The organism is Dyella monticola (assembly GCF_003363155.1).
Taxonomy (GTDB): Bacteria; Pseudomonadota; Gammaproteobacteria; order Xanthomonadales; family Rhodanobacteraceae; genus Dyella_B; species Dyella_B monticola.
Map to the genome: position 1 here is coordinate 687,538 of NZ_QRBE01000001.1, position 16,240 is coordinate 703,777.

Genomic DNA, 16,240 nt, shown 5'->3' on the forward strand with positions numbered 1-16,240 from the left:
CAACGCGCGATCAGGCACTGAGTTGCTTGAGCGCAATACCCAACGCAATGCGATAGCTGCTGGGAACATCCCCATTGATGACAACCGTCGCCAGCGGCCCGTGATGCGACGCGCCGCCGGCTTCCATCGAGGCGTCGCCATCTTGCACTTCGATATACGGCATATGCAATGCATCGAGTGCATCGTTGAGGCCCGCTTCCGGATGAAGCTGTGATTGGTGTGCGAGCGTGCCTGGGGCGAGCAACATGAACTCCGTGCGGGGTGCGCGCGCCGTGCGCACGCGCGCGACAAACTCACGCAATCCCATGCATGTGCAAATCTCCACCGTACGCCCCGCCGCCAGGGCCAGCTGCTTCAGGCTGCCCAGCAGTTCACGGCTGAGCGAAGGGGCTTCAGCGCAAGGGCCCTGCACGATCATGATAGTCACGGTAACGCACCCATATCGTCGTTTCGCGGATGGCACATCTTCGCGCCAGGCCGGGTAAAGGGGCTATATGCGTCAGCGCGCATGCGCGTAAATTTTCCGCAACGTGCGCAGCGTTGCCCCAGCACTCGTAAACGGTTCGGCGTTGCGGCAAGATGCCGCCTTCACCAGGAAGGGGGTTGTTCATGCTTAATCTGCCGCCTAAGGATCCGCGCGCGTTTCTTGCCAACTTTCGTTTTGGTGGGCTGTTGATCGCGCTTATCGTGGTTATCTTTCTATTGAACGGCATCTTTGTCGTATCGCCCAGCGAAGAGGCCGGCACGCGATGGATGGGCGGCACGCCGATGACCTCTACGCCGCTTACCACCGGTGTGCACTTCAGGGTGCCGTTTTTCGAAACGGTCGATCGCCTGCAAACGAGCCGGTCGGTTTATACGTTGAACGGGCTGGATGTCTATACCAACGACAACCAGAAGGTCACCATCGACGTCAGCCTGATCTATCAGATACCCACGTCCGCGGTGATGAACCTGCTCTATCACGTGGGGCGCGCCGGCTCGGTGGATGTCGAGTCCACCATTCTGCCGGTGGTGCGCGATCGTGCACTGGCGGCGTTCGCCCAATACAACACGCTCACCATTTCCGATCAGCGCGCGCAAATCACGGCGCAGATGCGCAAGGACATCAGCGAGGCATTGCAGCGCCTGTTTGGCGTCAACGTGATCGATGTGCAGCTGGTGGGGATTCATTACTCGCCGGTTTTCGATCAATCCATCGAAGAAGCCGTGCGCGCGAAGAACCTGGCGGTGCAGGCTGAAAACACGGTGGCGCAGAAACGCTTCGAAGGTGAGCAGAAAACCGTTACCGCTCACGCGGAGGCCACCGCTGCTGTGGAACGCGCCAATGGTGAAGCGCAGGCGACGGTATTGCAGGCGCAAGCGCAGGCCAAGGCCATCGAAACCGTCGGCGACGCGCTCAAGAACAACCCCGAATACACGCGCTTCTATGGTTTGCAGCATTGGAACGGGATCCTTCCGCAGGTCGTGGGTGCCGGCTCCATTCCCATGATTGATCTGAACAAAGGCCAGGAAGCCACCAAGTGATGTGATCAGTCATGCGCGAACCGATCTCGCGATCGGTTCGCGCTGTCTTCAGAGGTTGCAGGCGGATGCTTGGAAGCGATATGCCGCCGTGACCGAGGCGATGCCTGTGGACCGATTCACGTCGGCGGCTGGTGCTTCTGCGTGCCGCATGAACGTAACGCTTATTCGGCGCAGGACGGTGTGCTGTCGAGCGCGCTGCCTTGGCCGGTGGCGTGTTTGTGCGTGTTCGACGCAGGCGTGGTCTCGTTCATGCTGACCACCACGCGATTGCGCCCATCGCGCTTGGCCCGATACAACGCGCCATCCGCCGCCAGAAGCAGGCGCCGAAAGTCGTAGCCATAGTGTGCGGTGGAGGCAATGCCGAAGCTTGCGGAAATGGCGACATGCTGAAATTCATCGTCGCGCCCGTCCTGGATGGCGGCGCGGATCTGTTCGGCACGCTCAAGCGCCTGGATCAACGAGCACTCGGGCAGAAGGATGCCAAACTCCTCCCCGCCAATACGGCCGAACACATCGCAGGAATGCAAGTACCTCTGGCACGTGGTGACGGCACGCTTGAGTACGGTGTCGCCCACAATATGCCCATACGTATCGTTGACGTTCTTGAAGTGATCGAGGTCGATCAGAATAAGGCAGGCGCCACGTAGCGACTTGGCTGCGTAGCGCAATGTCTGCTCCGCTTCTTCCATAAAATGCTGGCGGTTGAAAATGCCGGTGAGGCCGTCTCGGCGCGCCAGACGCATGAAACGCAATTGGGAACGCTTGAGACGAAATAGCCAGAAGGCGATCGAAGCCAATACCGTAAGCAGCAGCGCAATATAGAGCCGACCGGTTTCCACCGCTTTATGGTCCAGCGCCTGTTGCAACTGAAGGATCTGGTTTTGCTTGTTTACCGTATCCAGCTCGACCTTCTTGGCTTCGACCTGTTGCTTGACGATTTGATAGGCGAGCGCTTTTTCGCGGACGTCGTCCAGATGTTCCTTGTCGGCGGCCACGTATTTTTCGTGGTAAGCAAGCGCTTGGCGTAGGTCGCCGTATTGCCGCTCAATTTCATAGAGCAATTGATAGGCGGTGAGCAGGGGGTCGGTGAGATCGCTCTTGGATGCAATGTCTACCGCCGCTGTTGCATATTTTTGGGCGAAGGGAATGTTGTTTTTTTTCCAGTAGACCTGCGCCAACAGGACGTTGTATTCCGCGGTCAGCCCGGAATAACCTAGTCCCTTGACCTCCCCATAGTTTTCCTGCAAGAGGGAAAGCGCGTCATCGAGCTTGTTTTGCTGCATGTCCAGAAAAACCATGTCGCGCCGTATGGTATCGGCCGCCAGTCTTTCTCCGATATTCAGACACTGATTTATTGCGCTTTGAAAGGTTTCGTTGGATATTCTGGGCTGCTCGTCATGAAGTTCGGCGTGCAATTTAAGCATGCGGCCGATACAGCCATATCTGCCTGTCGGAAATTCCTCGACGATCTGGCTGGCGTATTTGCTCGCGAGGTCATATTGACCGGCTTCGACCAATAGCTGCGAGGCTTCACCCAAGAGAGGGAAGCGCGTCTGTTTGTCGGTAACTTGCGGTAAATCGTCCAAGCCGCGATCGAGGTATTCGAACGCTTCTTGGTAATGATGACCGGCGCCGAGAACATTGATCAGCGTGGCCGTTGCACGCGTTCTCAAATTATTGTCGGATGATTGTTTAATCACTTCTTCGAGTAGTGACTTAGCTTTCTCGTCTTGACCGATGTAATCGGCTTGCCAGCCTTCCATGAAGCGCAGGTGCCATTTTTGCGTCTCGGATAGCTCGGCCGTGCGGCTTTCGAGTGTCTCAAGCAGTTTGGCGAAGCCTGCGTTATCGGAGGTCTTCAGGCTTTCCGCACGCGCCATGAGTTGTGGGATGTCCCCGGATGCCGGCGCAGGTGTGGCGGCCATGGCCACACCCGCAACCATCACAAGGAGCAGAGACATCACTGCACGATATTTCGGCTGCTTGTGGCCGAGGATAGACATTACTGTTGAGATGCTACCGAAAGAACAGATGCACGTTGCATGTCCTTAGGCCCGTCCTTTTCGTCTGGCTCCTCTTCGCCTTCTTCTTCTTCCTCTTCTTCGCCTGGGATAACGAAGCCGACCAGCGGCTTCTGCTGCAGGAGTACCTGCAACTGCGCAACATCCTTATTCATGACGGCTAAGTGGAGCGGACCTTCGACTTCAGCATTCGCCAGTGCCAGTTCCATCTCTTCCTCCGAGGCCTCGCCCCAATGGGCTTGGCTACCTATCCTTTCCAAGAAACGAATGATATTCGACATCAAAATCCCCTGTATAAACTGCTTGTTGTACCCCTTCTGAGCCCTCGTGTTTGGCGTCAGGCGCGGAAGGCGGCTCATCATATCGCGCAAAGCGCGGACGCGCCGCCGAGCTGAAAAATCGGTCAATGGCCTCAAATTGCCTGTTCCGCTTATTGAACCGCGGTCATCAGGCCAACGCCGCCAGGCGAGCGCGAACCTCATGATCGGCCTCCAACGGGCGGGCAGGCGGGATGGCCAGCGTATCGGCCATGCCTATATCAGCTTGGGGCAGCGTTTTAAGCACCAGGCGTTCAATGCGCGGGGATTGGATGGGCAGCGTGGCGGCGCGATAAATGACAACTTCGTGGTTCAAGGGGTAGTGCCTGGCCAGTACATCCACCAGTATTTGCCGATGTGCTTCTCCCGTAGAAAAGCGCTTGAGCGATTTATCGCCCGCCACACCGATCTGCCACAGGATCAGCCAGGCGCTTGGATCGACACAGCGCCGATAAAGCATGAACTGGCTGGCCTCATAGTGCTGGCAGCCACGGGAACCGGGGTCGATGCCAAGGTCGGCGTAAAGGCAATCTTCAGAGGAAATGCCCGGTTCCATACGAGCGGAATAACCCTCGCCGCGGGCGGTTTCGATGGCCTTGTGAGGAACCCAGGCAAACACCCCCGGGTGGCCATAGAACACGGCGCACACCCGCTTGCCGGCCCGCACCTCGGCCATGATGGCGGCCACCATCTCCCGATAGGTTTTCAGCCGCGATTTGCCTTCCCGGTAATAGGGCTGCAGGCTGCGCACGTCCTGGTTCATCTCCTTGAGCCAGAGCTCGACGATGCCATCGGACATCCCGGCGAACACTACGTCGGCTTCTTCGATATGACTGCGTGCCAGCGGACTGATGTGCGATCCAAGCGTTATACCGATGCCGACGCAGGCCAAACGGCCTTTGGGTGTTGTCTTATTCACTTCTTGATCCCCTACTGCGTCGTAGCAGTATTGCGTGCCGGCGTATGGCCGTCGAGTTACACCGTCATGGCGGAGTACACATGAGTTCGAGCGAACGGGAAAAAGGGGCCGATTGGGACTTGCCACGTACGTCCACACGCGGGCGAACGTTCGTTTATGTGCTGCCCAGCCTAAGCGAGGACCTGACCAAGGTAGGGTTCACGCAAGACCCCATTCAGCGATTTCGCAGCTTTCATCCCCGGTTCTTCGCGCTGTTCGACCTGGAGCAGGGCATGCTGGCCGAGGTCGGGCCATTGCGCGAGGCGCGTCGGCTGGAGCGGCTGCTCATCGAGCGCTGGCCGGCGCATCGCGCTTCACCGCCTTTGCTGGTCTCGGACGCGGCGGGCGGGCACACCGAATGGTTTCGCGGCATCGCGGGGGAGGTGGGGCCATTCGTCCGCCGTACGACTGAGCGTTATGGTTACACCCTGCATGCGCCACTGAGTGCGTGGTTGCGGGCACGCTTCATGGAACGCGCGGACTCGCTCTACGACTGGTCGCTGCGCATGCTGGCGATGATCGAGTGGCAAGCCGCGAATCTGCTACCCGAGGCGCGCGATCCGCGCTATGCGCAAGCGCTCGGCGATACTTTGGATGCATGCAACGCCGTGGGCATGGACCTTGCTGCGTTGCTCGCGCCGGCCGTGCAGGCGTGGTACGCGGCCCAGCGCGGCTGCTGACATGACGTTGTCAGCAGCAGGTACGCACTGTATGTGTACCCTCCGCGCGGAATTATGGATATGCCCACGTCGACCATTACGCTTTTCGTTTCACGTCCCGGTTTCGGTATGCCGGATACGAGCCCGTTCGTCATCAAAACCGAAGTACAGTTGAAGATCGCCGGGTTGCCGTATGCAAGGGAATCGGCCATTCCGCCGCAGGCACCCAAAGGGAAGCTGCCTTATCTCAAGGATGGCGATGAAGTGATCTGCGATTCCACCTTCATTCGTTCTCACATCGAACGCAGGTATGGTGTCGATCTCGATGAAGGGTTGGATGCGCACCAACGTGCCCAAGCATGGGCGATCGAGCGCATGCTTGAAGATCATCTGTATTTCGCCATGGTGTGGTTTCGCTGGATCGTCCCGGAGAATTTCGCCAAGGGGCCAGCACGATTTGCGGACTCCGCGCCGCAAGCAGAACGCGAATCGTTGCGCGTGCAGATGCAGGCGCGCAAGGACATGGACCTGCGCGGTCACGGCATCGGGCGGCATTCGGCGGCGGAAATCGCCGCGCTGGGCGTGCGCTCCATCGATGCCATCGCAAACTTGCTGGGCGACAAGCCCTATCTCATGGGCGAGCGGATCAGCGCGGTGGATGCCATGGCGTTGGGTGTGCTTGCGTCCATCCTCACGCCATTCTTCGACACACCGTTGCGTGATGCCGTCGTCGCAAGATCCCATCTGATCGCTTATGTGGATACGTTGATGCGCCAGTACTATCCCGGGCATACGTGGCAGCCGCTCGACCAGGCGGCGGTGGCTTAACGGGCACCATTCTTTTTGCCGGTACGGACGCGCGCCATGCCTTTGCTGGCGCCGTCCGTCGATCGCATGCCTCACGGCAAGAGGCAGCGGGGTGTTCCACGCTCATTGGAACAGGCCGGTGAACGAACTCATCCACATGTGGCCCGGCGCTTTGCCTGGCGTAAACATTCCGAAGACAGTGCGCTGCGAGCCTTAGTGTTAGGCTGCTGGTCGTCCCCACAAACCAGGGAGGCGCCCATGGAAGTCAGCTTCAACAACTGGGGTGAGGCTATCGCGTTCCTATCCGAGCGTACCGACATGGCGCTGGAAGGATTGATGGCACTGAGCGCGCAGCAGATGGTGGATCAGCAGGTCATCGCCGCGCTCCTGTCGTCCCACTCCCATTTGAGAGCCGCCGCCGACGCGTGGCGGCAGATGGCATCGGCGACCTTGCCGATTACGCACGTGCGCAGCCTGCAGAACGACCAGCCGGAGTCCGTGCGCGAGGCCTATTCCGAGCGCATGGCCTACTGGGAAGAGGTGTTCCGCAAGGCCATTCCCGAGGAGAGCGAATGAGGCAAAACTCGGGCAATTTCCGCTGAAGGGATGCTGAGGGGATGCGAAGCTGCAAGGCGGCGTGCAACCATATGGCGCCGCCTTTTTCACGTCCCCATTGCGTTGAGTCATGACGATGCATTCTTCCTTGCGACGGTTGGTCGCGTTTGTGGTTCTTCTTCTCGTCGTGCAGGCTGCGTTCGCACAGGCGCCGCAGTCGGTGCAGCTGCAAAATTTCACCTGGACGGAATTGCGCGACCAGATTCGCGCTGGTAAAACCACCGTCATCATTCCGATTGGCGGCACCGAGCAGAGCGGCCCGTACGTCGCGGTAGGCAAGCACAACGTGCGCGCGCAATACCTTGCGGAAAAAATCGCGCAGAAGCTCGGTAATGCATTGGTAGCGCCGGTCGTGGCGTATGTACCGGAAGGCGGTTATGCGCCACCAACGTCGCACATGCGCTTTCCCGGCACCATTACGATTCCGGACGACGTATTCGAAAAAATGCTCGAATCGGCCGCCAACAGTTTCGCCGTGCACGGTTTTCGCAACGTCGTGTTTCTTGGCGATCACGGCGGCTACCAGAAAGATCTCAAGCAAGTGGTCGCCCGTCTGAACAAAGCCTGGGCGAGCACGAATGCCCGCGCGTTTGTCCCGCCGGCCTATTACGACACTTCATCCGACGGTTATGACCAGCTTTTGCGTCAGCGCGGTTTTCGCGACGACGAAATCGGTACACACGCAGGCCTGGCCGACACGTCCCTGCAACTGGCCGTCGCCCCGCAGATGGTGCGGGTGAATGCGATGCGCAATGCGCCCAAGCCCGGTGCCGCCGATGGGGTCTATGGCGGCGATCCGCGGCGTTCGACGGCGGAACTGGGCGAGCTGGGTGTGGATGCTATAGTTTCGCGCACTGTCGACGCCATTCGAAAGGAAACCACCGGGCGTTGATGTCGTAATGGAATGGATCGTCGTTTTTTCTTCGAATACGGGAATTTGCCGTGAGATTTGATCGTTTCGGGCGTCTTGCCTTGCGTGCCGGCGTTGTGCTGGCAGGATTGTGTGTGTCCGCCGTCGCCGCGGCACAGACCGTACAGACCGTGCCCGGCATGCCGCCGGTCACCCATCCCCATGACATGTACAGCGACGCGGGCTACAACATGTTCAGCCCGGCGGTGGCTGGCGACTTGCCGCGCATCTATGTGCCTAACCTGCGCTCGGATGACGTGTATGTGATCGACCCGTCCACCTTCAAGGTGCTGTACAAATTTCCGGTCGGACGCAGCCCGCAACATGTGGTGCCGTCGTGGGATCTGAAAACGCTATGGGTCACCAATAACGCCGAAGGCCATTCGGACGGCAGCCTCACGCCGATCGACCCGAAGACTGGCAAGCCGGGCCGTTCGATCCCGGTGGACGATCCGTACAACATGTACTTCACCCCGGATGGCAAAGAAGCCATCGTCGTGGCCGAAGCGCATGCGCGCCTGGATTTCCGCGATCCGCACACCATGGCGCTGAAGTCGAGCCTGGAGGCGCCGCTGTGCAAAGGCATCAACCACGCGGATTTTTCGATCGACGGCAAGTACGCGATTTTCACCTGCGAATTCGGCGGACGTCTGGTGAAGGTCGACATGGTCAACCGTAAGGTGTTGGGCTATCTGCAACTGAGCAAACACGGCATGCCGCAGGACATCCGCGTTTCGCCTGACGGCAAGGTGTTCTACGTGGCCGATATGATGGCCAATGGCGTGTACCTGATCGATGGCGACAGCTTCAAGCAGATCGGCTTCCTCAAGACCGGCATCGGTACGCATGGCATGTATCCGAGCCGCGATGGTACCAAGCTGTATGTCGCCAATCGCGGTTCGAACAAAGTGCACGGCCCTCGCAATGGTCCGGGCAGCGTATCGGTGATCGATTTTGCCACGCGCAAGGTGGTGGCCAACTGGCCGATTCCGGGCGGCGGCAGCCCTGACATGGGCAACGTCACCGCCGATGGCAAGTGGCTGTGGTTGTCGGGCCGTTTCGATGACGTGGTCTACGCGTTCGACACCGCCACTGGCAAGGTAAAGATCATCAAGGTCGGCGCGGAGCCGCATGGTCTGGCGGTATGGCCGCAGCCGGGGCGGTATTCGCTGGGGCATACGGGCATCATGCGTTGATTAGAAAAAGGCCGGCAAAATGCCGGCCTTTTCCATATGCTGCGCTTGATCTTTAAATCCTCAAGGTCGTTATTCCCGCGAAAGCGGAAATGACGGCCTTGAGGTGCGTGCGATACGCGAGTGTATGAGGCACTCCTGGCGTCACATCTGGATCACATCAAAACCCACATCCGGATTCACATCCGCCTCGTAATCCACGTCCTTGCGATCGAAACCGAACAACTGCAGGAATTCGTGCTTGTAGCCGGCGTAGTCCGTGACGTCTCTCACGTTTTCCGTGGTGACCTGCGGCCACAACGCCTTGCATGCCTGCTGCACGTCATCGCGCAATTCCCAGTCGTCCAGGCGCAGGCGGCCTTCCTCGTCGGTGGACGGGGCGGCGCCATCGGCGCGGAACAACACGTCGTTGAACAAGCGGTTGGCTTGCTCGATGGTGCCTTCGTGTATGCCTTTCTCCTTCATGATGCGGAACACCATGGAGACATACAGCGGAATCACCGGGATGGCGGAGCTGGCCTGCGTCACCACGGACTTCATCACGCCCACATAAGCGCGAAGACCTTGCGCGGCGTAGCGGGCGCTGAGCTGGTGCGCGGTGTCATCCAGATGCTGCTTGGCCTGGCCGATGGTGCCGTGCCAATAGATGGGCCAGGTGATTTCGGTGCCGACATAACTGTAGGCGACGGTGGTGGCATGCTCGGCCAGCACGCCGGCCTTGCTCAATGCGTCGATCCAGAGCGCCCAGTCGTCGCCGCCCATCACGGCAACCGTGTCCTTGATTTCCTCTTCGCTCGCAGGTTCCACCGTGACTTGCACCACGGTATCGCGGTTGGTATCCACGGACGACGCCGTGAACGGCTTGCCGATGGTCCTGAGCGATGAACGCACCACCTCACCGGTATCAGGCAACTTGCGCAGGGGCGAGGCCAGCGAATAGATCACCAGATCAATCGGGCCGCCCATGTCGTTCTTGATCACTTCGATGGCGCGCTCGCGCGTTTCGTTGGAGAACGCATCGCCATTGATGGATCGCGAATACAGCCCGGCCTCTTTGGCGAGCTTGTCGAACGCCGCCGAGTTGTACCAACCGGCTGTGCCTGGCTTGGATTCGCTGGAGGGTTTTTCGAAGAACACGCCCAGCGTCGCCGCGCCGTAGCCGAAAGCCGCCGTGACGCGCGACGCCAGCCCATAGCCGGTGGATGCACCAATCACCAGCACCCGCTTGGGGCCGGCAACCGGCGTGACTCGCGCCTTGGTGATGCCGATCTGCTCGGCCACATTTTTCTCGCAGCCGACCGGATGCGCCGTGATGCAGATGAAGCCGCGAACCTTGGGATGGATGACCACGAAAAACCCTCTCGGTGAGACATAAGGCCGCCATTCTAAACGGCACCGGGGTCCATGCGCTCCCGCAGGGAAAAGCCCAAGGGAGGGCACGTTCTCTTAACGCACCGAGCACCCGGCGTTCCTGCCATGTGACGCATAGTGGCCCCGTCGCAAGCGACCGCGAGGTCCGGCCATGCCAACCCCAGACGAACACAAACCACCCACCGGCGCCCCGCCTAAAGAAGCCGGCGAACTCTACGACCCACACAAGAGGCGCGGGCCGCCGCAGCGGCTGGAAGATACCAACGCCAGTGGGGACGCATATAACGACACCGGCGAAGACAACCAGCGCTGCAAAGAAGAGGATTGACTAACGCCGCGGTGACCGGGGCTCGGTGATCAGGCACCGTCCGCAGTGAAACCCACCTTGGCGTGGCTGCCATCGCAAAACGGCTTGTTCTGGCTTTGGCCGCAACGACACAAGTAAGCGCTGGTGACGCGCGCCACCATCCGGCCGGTACCGCTGATGAGTTCGAGATTGCCGCGCACGCGCAGCGGTCCATCTCGTTGTGGATCGATCTGCAGCGGGCCGTCGCGTACGGCCAGTGCCTCGGTGGAGGGGCCGGTCGGCGGCTCGCCGCTGGCGGTGAATCCCGCATCGTGATGCGAGCCGTCGCAGAACGGCTTGTTCTTCGAAGCGCCGCAACGACACAGCGTGGCGCGGAACCCGATCGACGTGCCATTGAGGCGCAAATCGCCGCGAAATGCGTAGGGCCCGGCCTCGCGCATGGCGGCGAGGTTCACCGGTGGCGGTGGCTCATCTGGACGCCCATCACGACGACGATATTGGATGGCGCCGGACGGACACGCGTGTGCGATGTCGACCAATCGCTCCACGTCCATGGCATCCGGATACAGCCATGGCCCCTGCACATTGGCGAGAAAAACATCGGGCGCGCCGGTGACGCAAAAGCGCGCGTGGATGCAGCGCCTGGCTTCGTAGAGCAGGGTCAGCTTCTCGCCTTCCACTGTTTCGATGCCGTCCTGCACGGACGCGGGCGTAGTGGGCGTTGCCACAACCGTCAGCGCAACGGGCTTTGCCGACGTGCCCGGCCACGGCGTGGAAAGATCGAAGCCCTGTTCGGCATTCTGCGAGAGTTTGGAAAGAATCGACGCGGCAACCACCGTGCGCGGGTCGCCCGACACGCACAAGCGTTCAGCCGCCTCCACCAGTTGCTGAAAGCGTTCGCGGAAAAAGCGATGCGCGCTTGCGCCCGGCGGCAAGGGCGACGGATCGCGCAAGGTAATGAACGTCACTCCCGCGTGGCATTCTGGATTGGACGGCCCGGCCGGCAATCGCGCCGCGCGTTCGGCCAGCGGCGTCAAGGCACGCATCAGGCCGATGGCCAGATCGAGCGAGAGCATTTTGTCCGGATCGTTTGCCGGCACCGAATACGTGTAAGCCAACAGGCGTTGCATCAACCCATACGCGCTGTTGGCTAGATCGACCGTGGCGATGGCATCGGGATCTTCCAACCATACGCGGCCTTCAGGCCGTGGCGGTCGGCGCAATACGGGATTGGTGGCTGCGGGAAAGGCAGGCCGGAACGTTGGATCCGCCGCGAGCACCGTCTGATATTCGGTGCGTATCGCCGAGAATCGCTGGTAATGCGAATTCTCCGCGTTGTGTTGCGCGCCTTCGCCTTGCGTGATGATGGCTTCGAACGCGGCCAGTGCGGTCTTCAGGCAGATCACCCGCTTTGCGCCGGGCAGCGACACGTCCTCGCTCGACAATTGCAGTGCGGGATTGCCACACATGGCGCCTTGTTCGCCGTGCATTTCCGCCAGGCGACGCAGACCATTGGCCAGCGTCTGGTAGAACGCGCCGACGGTGTCGTAATCCAGGCCCATCGGCGTGATGCGTGGTGCGCCCACACCGCGCACGAAATGGCGCTCGGGCTCGAAGCCCTCGCCATCGGGTTCGGTGGAATCGGCAGGGCGCTCCAGATAGATGAAATGCTGCAAGGTCGCCATGTTGAATGGCGCGAGTTTTACCACCACACCGGCCGGTAAATAGCCCGGATCGAGCGGAAAATTCACGCGTCCTACACGCGGTGCGCCACCGAGCGCTACGGTGATGTTCCACACCGACATCAAGTGGCCCATTTCTTCCATCGCCACTTGCAGGATGCTGCGCTTCCAGCGCGTTACGATTTCGACCTGCGCTGCGGTCAAGCCTTCGTCCACCGAGGTTTTCAGCGAGAACGCCGCATAGAGATACGTGCACATCAGGCAGTGCTCCAGCTCTGCCGCTTCGTAAAGCGCGTGCAATGCCTGTTCGCGGCTGGGAACCGAATGCTGAGGACTGTAGCTGACCACGGCTGCTTCCCTCTCTGGATGCTCAGAAGGGGAAAGGTACACCGATTGGGGTGACATGCGTCTGCGTGTGAACGTCACCAGCCCCCGCGTTCGCCGGGGCGAGGGTTCGGTAAGCGTATGTTTGCTGGCGACGATCTTTCATCACTGCTCGCCCCGACGAAGGTCGGGGCGCAGTGACGTCCGCCGATGTCTCACACAAACATCCCGCCCGATACCTCAATACGTTGCGCATTGATCCAGCCACTGTCCTTGGCCAGCAGCATCGCTACTGCACCACCAATGTCATCAGGCAGGCCGACACGGCCCAACGCTGTCTGCGCGGCGACGAAGGCATTGACATCGGCGTTGTCACGCACCACGCCACCGCCGAAATCCGTTTCGATCGCACCCGGAGCCAAGGTGTTGACGGCAATGCGTCGCGCACCAAGTTCCTTGGCCAGATAACGCGTCAATACTTCAATCGCACCCTTCATCGATGCGTACGCCGAGTAGCCGGGCAGGGCGAAGCGCGCCAGTCCGCTGGAAACGTTCAGGATGCGACCGCCGTCGGCAATCAGCGGCAGCAAGGTTTGCGTGAGAAAAAAGGTGCCTTTGAAATGGACGTTCACCAGTTCGTCGAACTGCGCTTCGGTGGTTTCGGCGAAGCTGGCATGGACGCCGATGCCCGCGTTGTTCACCAGGTTATCGAACTGCTCGCGTTGCCATTGCGACGTGAGCGCGGCGCGGAGCTGCTCGGCGAAGGTGGAAAAGGTCGAGGCCTTGCCCACGTCCAGCGGCAGGGCGACCGCGCGGCGGCCAAGCTGGGTGATCGCCGTCACCGCCGCTTCGGCTTCCGCCTGGTTTGAGCGATAGGTCAACACCACGTCGGTGCCGTGTTCAGCCAGCTTCAGCGCCATGCTGCGGCCCAGTCCGCGGCTGCCGCCGGTGATCAAGGCGATGGGGGAAGTCGTGCTCATGGGAGTCTCCTTGGAAGAGGAAGGGGAACCAACGGCGCTCAGCATATTGATCTGTACTTGACGCATAAATCGTTCGATCATGAGTGCTGTGTTCGTAATTTTCGAACAATTGCGAGGCCATGCATGAACCGGATCGAAGCCATGCACACCTTCGTGCGGGTGGCGGAATTGACCAGTTTCACCAAGGCCGCCGACAGCCTGGGACTGCCCAAGGCCAGCGCGTCCACCGCCGTGCAGCAACTGGAAGCGCAACTGGGTACGCAACTGTTGCATCGAACCACACGCAAAGTGCAATTGACGCAAGACGGCCAGCGTTACTACGAACGCTGCAAGGATGTGCTGGCGGACCTGGACGAGCTGGGCAGCATGTTCCAGCAAGCACCGCAAACGCTGAGCGGCCGCTTGCGCGTGGACATGAACAGCGGCGTCGCCCGGCGCGTCCTGGCGCAGTTGCCGCACTTTTTGCGCGAGCATCCGCACATCCAGGTGGAACTCAGTTGCACGGATCGACGCGTGGATGTGGTTGCCGAGGGTTTTGATTGCGTGGTGCGCGTGGGCACGCTCACCGATTCAAGCCTGATCGTGCGGTCATTGGGGCACTACCGCATCGCCAATTGCGCCAGCCCTGCCTATCTGCAGCAACATGGCGTGCCGCAAACACTGGAAGACCTCGCGCATCATCATTTGATCCATTACGTCTCTACGCTCGGCCAGCGCCCTCCGGGGTTTGAATACATGGATGGTTCGGCCTGCCGTTACGTAACCATGCAAGGCGTGCTGACCGTCAACAGCATCGAAGCGTACGAAAGCGGATGCCTGGCGGGCCTTGGCATCGTTCAATCGCCGAGGGCTGGCGTGTTGCACTTGATCAAGGCCGGGCAACTGGTGGAAGTGCTGCCGCAATACCACGCCGAACCGATGCCGGTTTCGTTGCTTTATGCGCAACGACGCAATATTTCGGCGCGCGTGCAGGTATTCATGGCATGGCTGACGAGCGTACTCGTGCCGTATCTGGATCATGCATGAATCATTGTTCGGTGGTGTGGAAAACTGTCATCGCCATTGACTAAAGTGCGGATCGCGCTCGCACAACAGTGGTGCGCGCATCGACATTTCCTTCACGCACGAGGCGGCACGCCATGGCAACTTCCGGCAACGCGTTGTCCGCGATCAACCACATCGTTGTGCTGATGCTGGAGAATCGCTCGTTCGATCACATGCTCGGGTTTCTGTATGCCGACGCGGACAATGTTTCCCCGGCAGGGCAGGCCTATGAAGGCTTGACCGGCAAAGAATCAAACCCGGGCAGCAGTGGCGCGCCGGTCAGCGTATTTCAAATCCAGGCCGGGACCACCAGCACGTATTTCATGCCGGGCGCCGATCCTGGCGAGGGCTACACGGCCACCAACTCGCAATTGTTCGCCAGCAATACGGCGCCTACGCCGCCGGTGGCGGCCAACCAGGGCTTCGTGAGTAATTTTGCCTATACGCTGGGTTGGGAAACGAAAGAAAACGATTCGATCGTTGCCGGTACGGTTGCCAACGACATCATGGGCATGCACACACCGCAGACATTGCCGGTGCTGTCCGCGTTGGCGCGCGGCTTTGCGGTGTGCGATCACTGGTATGGTTCGGCACCCACGGAAACCTTGCCTAATCGCGCTTTCCTGCATGCCGCCACGTCGCAGGGGCACATGGACGACAAGACCAAGACGTTCACCGCGCCAACCATCTATAGCTCGCTCAGCAACCAAAACATTAGCTGGAAAATCTACGGCTACGACGCCGAGCCACTCACGCGCCAGACGTTTACCGACATCACCAATCTGGCCGATACGTATTTCGGCGAATTCGCCGATTTCCAGGCAGATGCGGCGAACGGCAGCCTGCCTTCGTACACCTTCCTCGAGCCGAGCTGGGGTTCGAAGGGAAACAGTCAGCACCCCAATTACGATGTTGCGTTGGGCGAGCAATTCATCCATGACGTGTACTACGCGCTGCGCAACAGTCCGTCCTGGAGCCAGACACTGTTGATCATCACTTACGACGAACACGGTGGCTGCTACGACCACGTGCCGCCGCCGACCAATGCCGTGCCGCCGGACAACTCAGCGGGCGAGTACGGTTTCGATTTCAAACGCTTCGGTCCGCGCGTTCCCACGCTGCTGATATCGCCGTTGATTCCGCCCGGTACCGTATTTCGCACAGCAGGCGCAACGCCTTTCGATCACACGTCGATCTTGAAGACCGTGCAGTTGCGCTGGAACGTGCCCGCACTCACCGCGCGCGATGCGGCGGCCCCCGACGTGAGCGCAGTGCTCAGCCTCGCTACGCCACGCACCGACGATCCGCTGGCAGGTGTGACAGTGCCAACGTCGAGCGGTGCGAATCCTTCTGCCAACAAGCCATCGCACCTGCAGGAGGTGTATGCGGACCTCGTTTCGCGCCTGCCCGTGCCCGATGCGGCGCAAGGCACGCATCGTTCGCCGCCCAAATTGGAAACCGGTTACGACTACGACCGTTACATCAAAGAACGACTGGCTGCCTGGAAGGCGAGTCGTCGCTGACG

At 60.2% G+C, this 16,240-nt stretch carries 16 protein-coding genes; 9 read left to right on the top strand and 7 right to left on the bottom strand.

All coding sequences use genetic code 11. The annotated features are described in order from the left end of the window. Nucleotides 1-10: 10 nt before the first annotated feature. A complete protein-coding gene (locus DWU98_RS02965; protein WP_115493948.1) occupies nt 11-427 on the bottom strand; it encodes a hypothetical protein in 417 nt (138 codons plus the stop codon). 182 nt (nt 428-609) lie between these two features. Between DWU98_RS02965 and DWU98_RS02970 the strand changes: the two genes are divergently transcribed. Beyond that, the gene (locus tag DWU98_RS02970; protein ID WP_158544927.1) at nt 610-1,527 is read left to right on the top strand and encodes an SPFH domain-containing protein; all 918 of its coding nucleotides are present in this window, start codon (nt 610-612) and stop codon (nt 1,525-1,527) included. A gap of 161 nt (nt 1,528-1,688) precedes the next feature. Here the strand turns inward: DWU98_RS02970 and DWU98_RS02975 are convergent, their stop codons facing one another. Genes DWU98_RS02975 through DWU98_RS02985 form a run of 3 tightly spaced genes read right to left on the bottom strand, consistent with a single transcriptional unit; the run spans nt 1,689 to nt 4,784 of the window. Continuing rightward, nucleotides 1,689-3,488, bottom strand: coding sequence for a tetratricopeptide repeat-containing diguanylate cyclase (locus DWU98_RS02975; protein WP_158544928.1), 1,800 nt, complete (start codon nt 3,486-3,488; stop codon nt 1,689-1,691). A 41-nt stretch (nt 3,489-3,529) separates the two neighbouring features. Next, nucleotides 3,530-4,030 (bottom strand): hypothetical protein, encoded by a 501-nt coding sequence (locus DWU98_RS02980; protein WP_147293186.1) that lies wholly within the window; start codon nt 4,028-4,030, stop codon nt 3,530-3,532. After that, on the bottom strand, nt 3,996-4,784 hold the full coding sequence (locus DWU98_RS02985) for an SAM-dependent methyltransferase (RefSeq protein ID WP_196239454.1): 789 nt from the start codon (nt 4,782-4,784) through the stop codon (nt 3,996-3,998). Before DWU98_RS02985 ends, DWU98_RS02980 begins: the two co-directional genes overlap by 35 nt. A gap of 80 nt (nt 4,785-4,864) precedes the next feature. Here DWU98_RS02985 and DWU98_RS02990 point away from each other — a divergent pair, with 80 nt between their 5' ends. The 5 genes from DWU98_RS02990 to DWU98_RS03010 all read left to right on the top strand — a co-directional run bounded on the left by DWU98_RS02990 (nt 4,865) and on the right by DWU98_RS03010 (nt 9,010). Continuing rightward, nucleotides 4,865-5,503: a GIY-YIG nuclease family protein gene (locus tag DWU98_RS02990; RefSeq protein ID WP_115493953.1), complete on the top strand. Its 639-nt coding sequence runs from the start codon at nt 4,865-4,867 to the stop codon at nt 5,501-5,503. 60 nt (nt 5,504-5,563) lie between these two features. After that, nucleotides 5,564-6,310 (top strand): glutathione S-transferase family protein, encoded by a 747-nt coding sequence (locus DWU98_RS02995; RefSeq protein ID WP_115494175.1) that lies wholly within the window; start codon nt 5,564-5,566, stop codon nt 6,308-6,310. 237 nt (nt 6,311-6,547) lie between these two features. Beyond that, nucleotides 6,548-6,865 (top strand): hypothetical protein, encoded by a 318-nt coding sequence (locus DWU98_RS03000; protein WP_115493954.1) that lies wholly within the window; start codon nt 6,548-6,550, stop codon nt 6,863-6,865. A gap of 109 nt (nt 6,866-6,974) precedes the next feature. Next, a complete protein-coding gene (locus tag DWU98_RS03005) occupies nt 6,975-7,796 on the top strand; it encodes a creatininase family protein (protein ID WP_230474631.1) in 822 nt (273 codons plus the stop codon). Nucleotides 7,797-7,846: 50 nt separating this feature from the next. Further along, complete coding sequence (locus DWU98_RS03010) at nt 7,847-9,010, top strand: YncE family protein (protein ID WP_230474632.1); 1,164 nt, start codon at nt 7,847-7,849, stop codon at nt 9,008-9,010. Between the two features lie 141 nt (nt 9,011-9,151). On the opposite strand, the gene fabV is transcribed toward DWU98_RS03010, so the two are convergent. Then, on the bottom strand, nt 9,152-10,357 hold the full coding sequence (fabV, locus tag DWU98_RS03015; protein ID WP_115493955.1) for an enoyl-ACP reductase FabV: 1,206 nt from the start codon (nt 10,355-10,357) through the stop codon (nt 9,152-9,154). 172 nt (nt 10,358-10,529) lie between these two features. Here fabV and DWU98_RS21850 point away from each other — a divergent pair, with 172 nt between their 5' ends. Next, a complete protein-coding gene (locus tag DWU98_RS21850) occupies nt 10,530-10,706 on the top strand; it encodes a hypothetical protein (protein WP_158544929.1) in 177 nt (58 codons plus the stop codon). A 29-nt stretch (nt 10,707-10,735) separates the two neighbouring features. Here DWU98_RS21850 and DWU98_RS03020 read toward each other — a convergent pair whose 3' ends face one another. After that, the gene (locus DWU98_RS03020; protein ID WP_158544930.1) at nt 10,736-12,715 is read right to left on the bottom strand and encodes a ferritin-like domain-containing protein; all 1,980 of its coding nucleotides are present in this window, start codon (nt 12,713-12,715) and stop codon (nt 10,736-10,738) included. Between the two features lie 191 nt (nt 12,716-12,906). After that, the gene (locus tag DWU98_RS03025) at nt 12,907-13,671 is read right to left on the bottom strand and encodes an SDR family NAD(P)-dependent oxidoreductase (protein ID WP_230474633.1); all 765 of its coding nucleotides are present in this window, start codon (nt 13,669-13,671) and stop codon (nt 12,907-12,909) included. Between the two features lie 123 nt (nt 13,672-13,794). Between DWU98_RS03025 and DWU98_RS03030 the strand changes: the two genes are divergently transcribed. Both DWU98_RS03030 and DWU98_RS03035 read left to right on the top strand, forming a co-directional pair. Further along, complete coding sequence (locus tag DWU98_RS03030) at nt 13,795-14,697, top strand: LysR family transcriptional regulator (protein WP_115493957.1); 903 nt, start codon at nt 13,795-13,797, stop codon at nt 14,695-14,697. 113 nt (nt 14,698-14,810) lie between these two features. Further along, a complete protein-coding gene (locus tag DWU98_RS03035) occupies nt 14,811-16,238 on the top strand; it encodes an alkaline phosphatase family protein (RefSeq protein WP_115493958.1) in 1,428 nt (475 codons plus the stop codon). Nucleotides 16,239-16,240 lie beyond the last annotated feature (2 nt).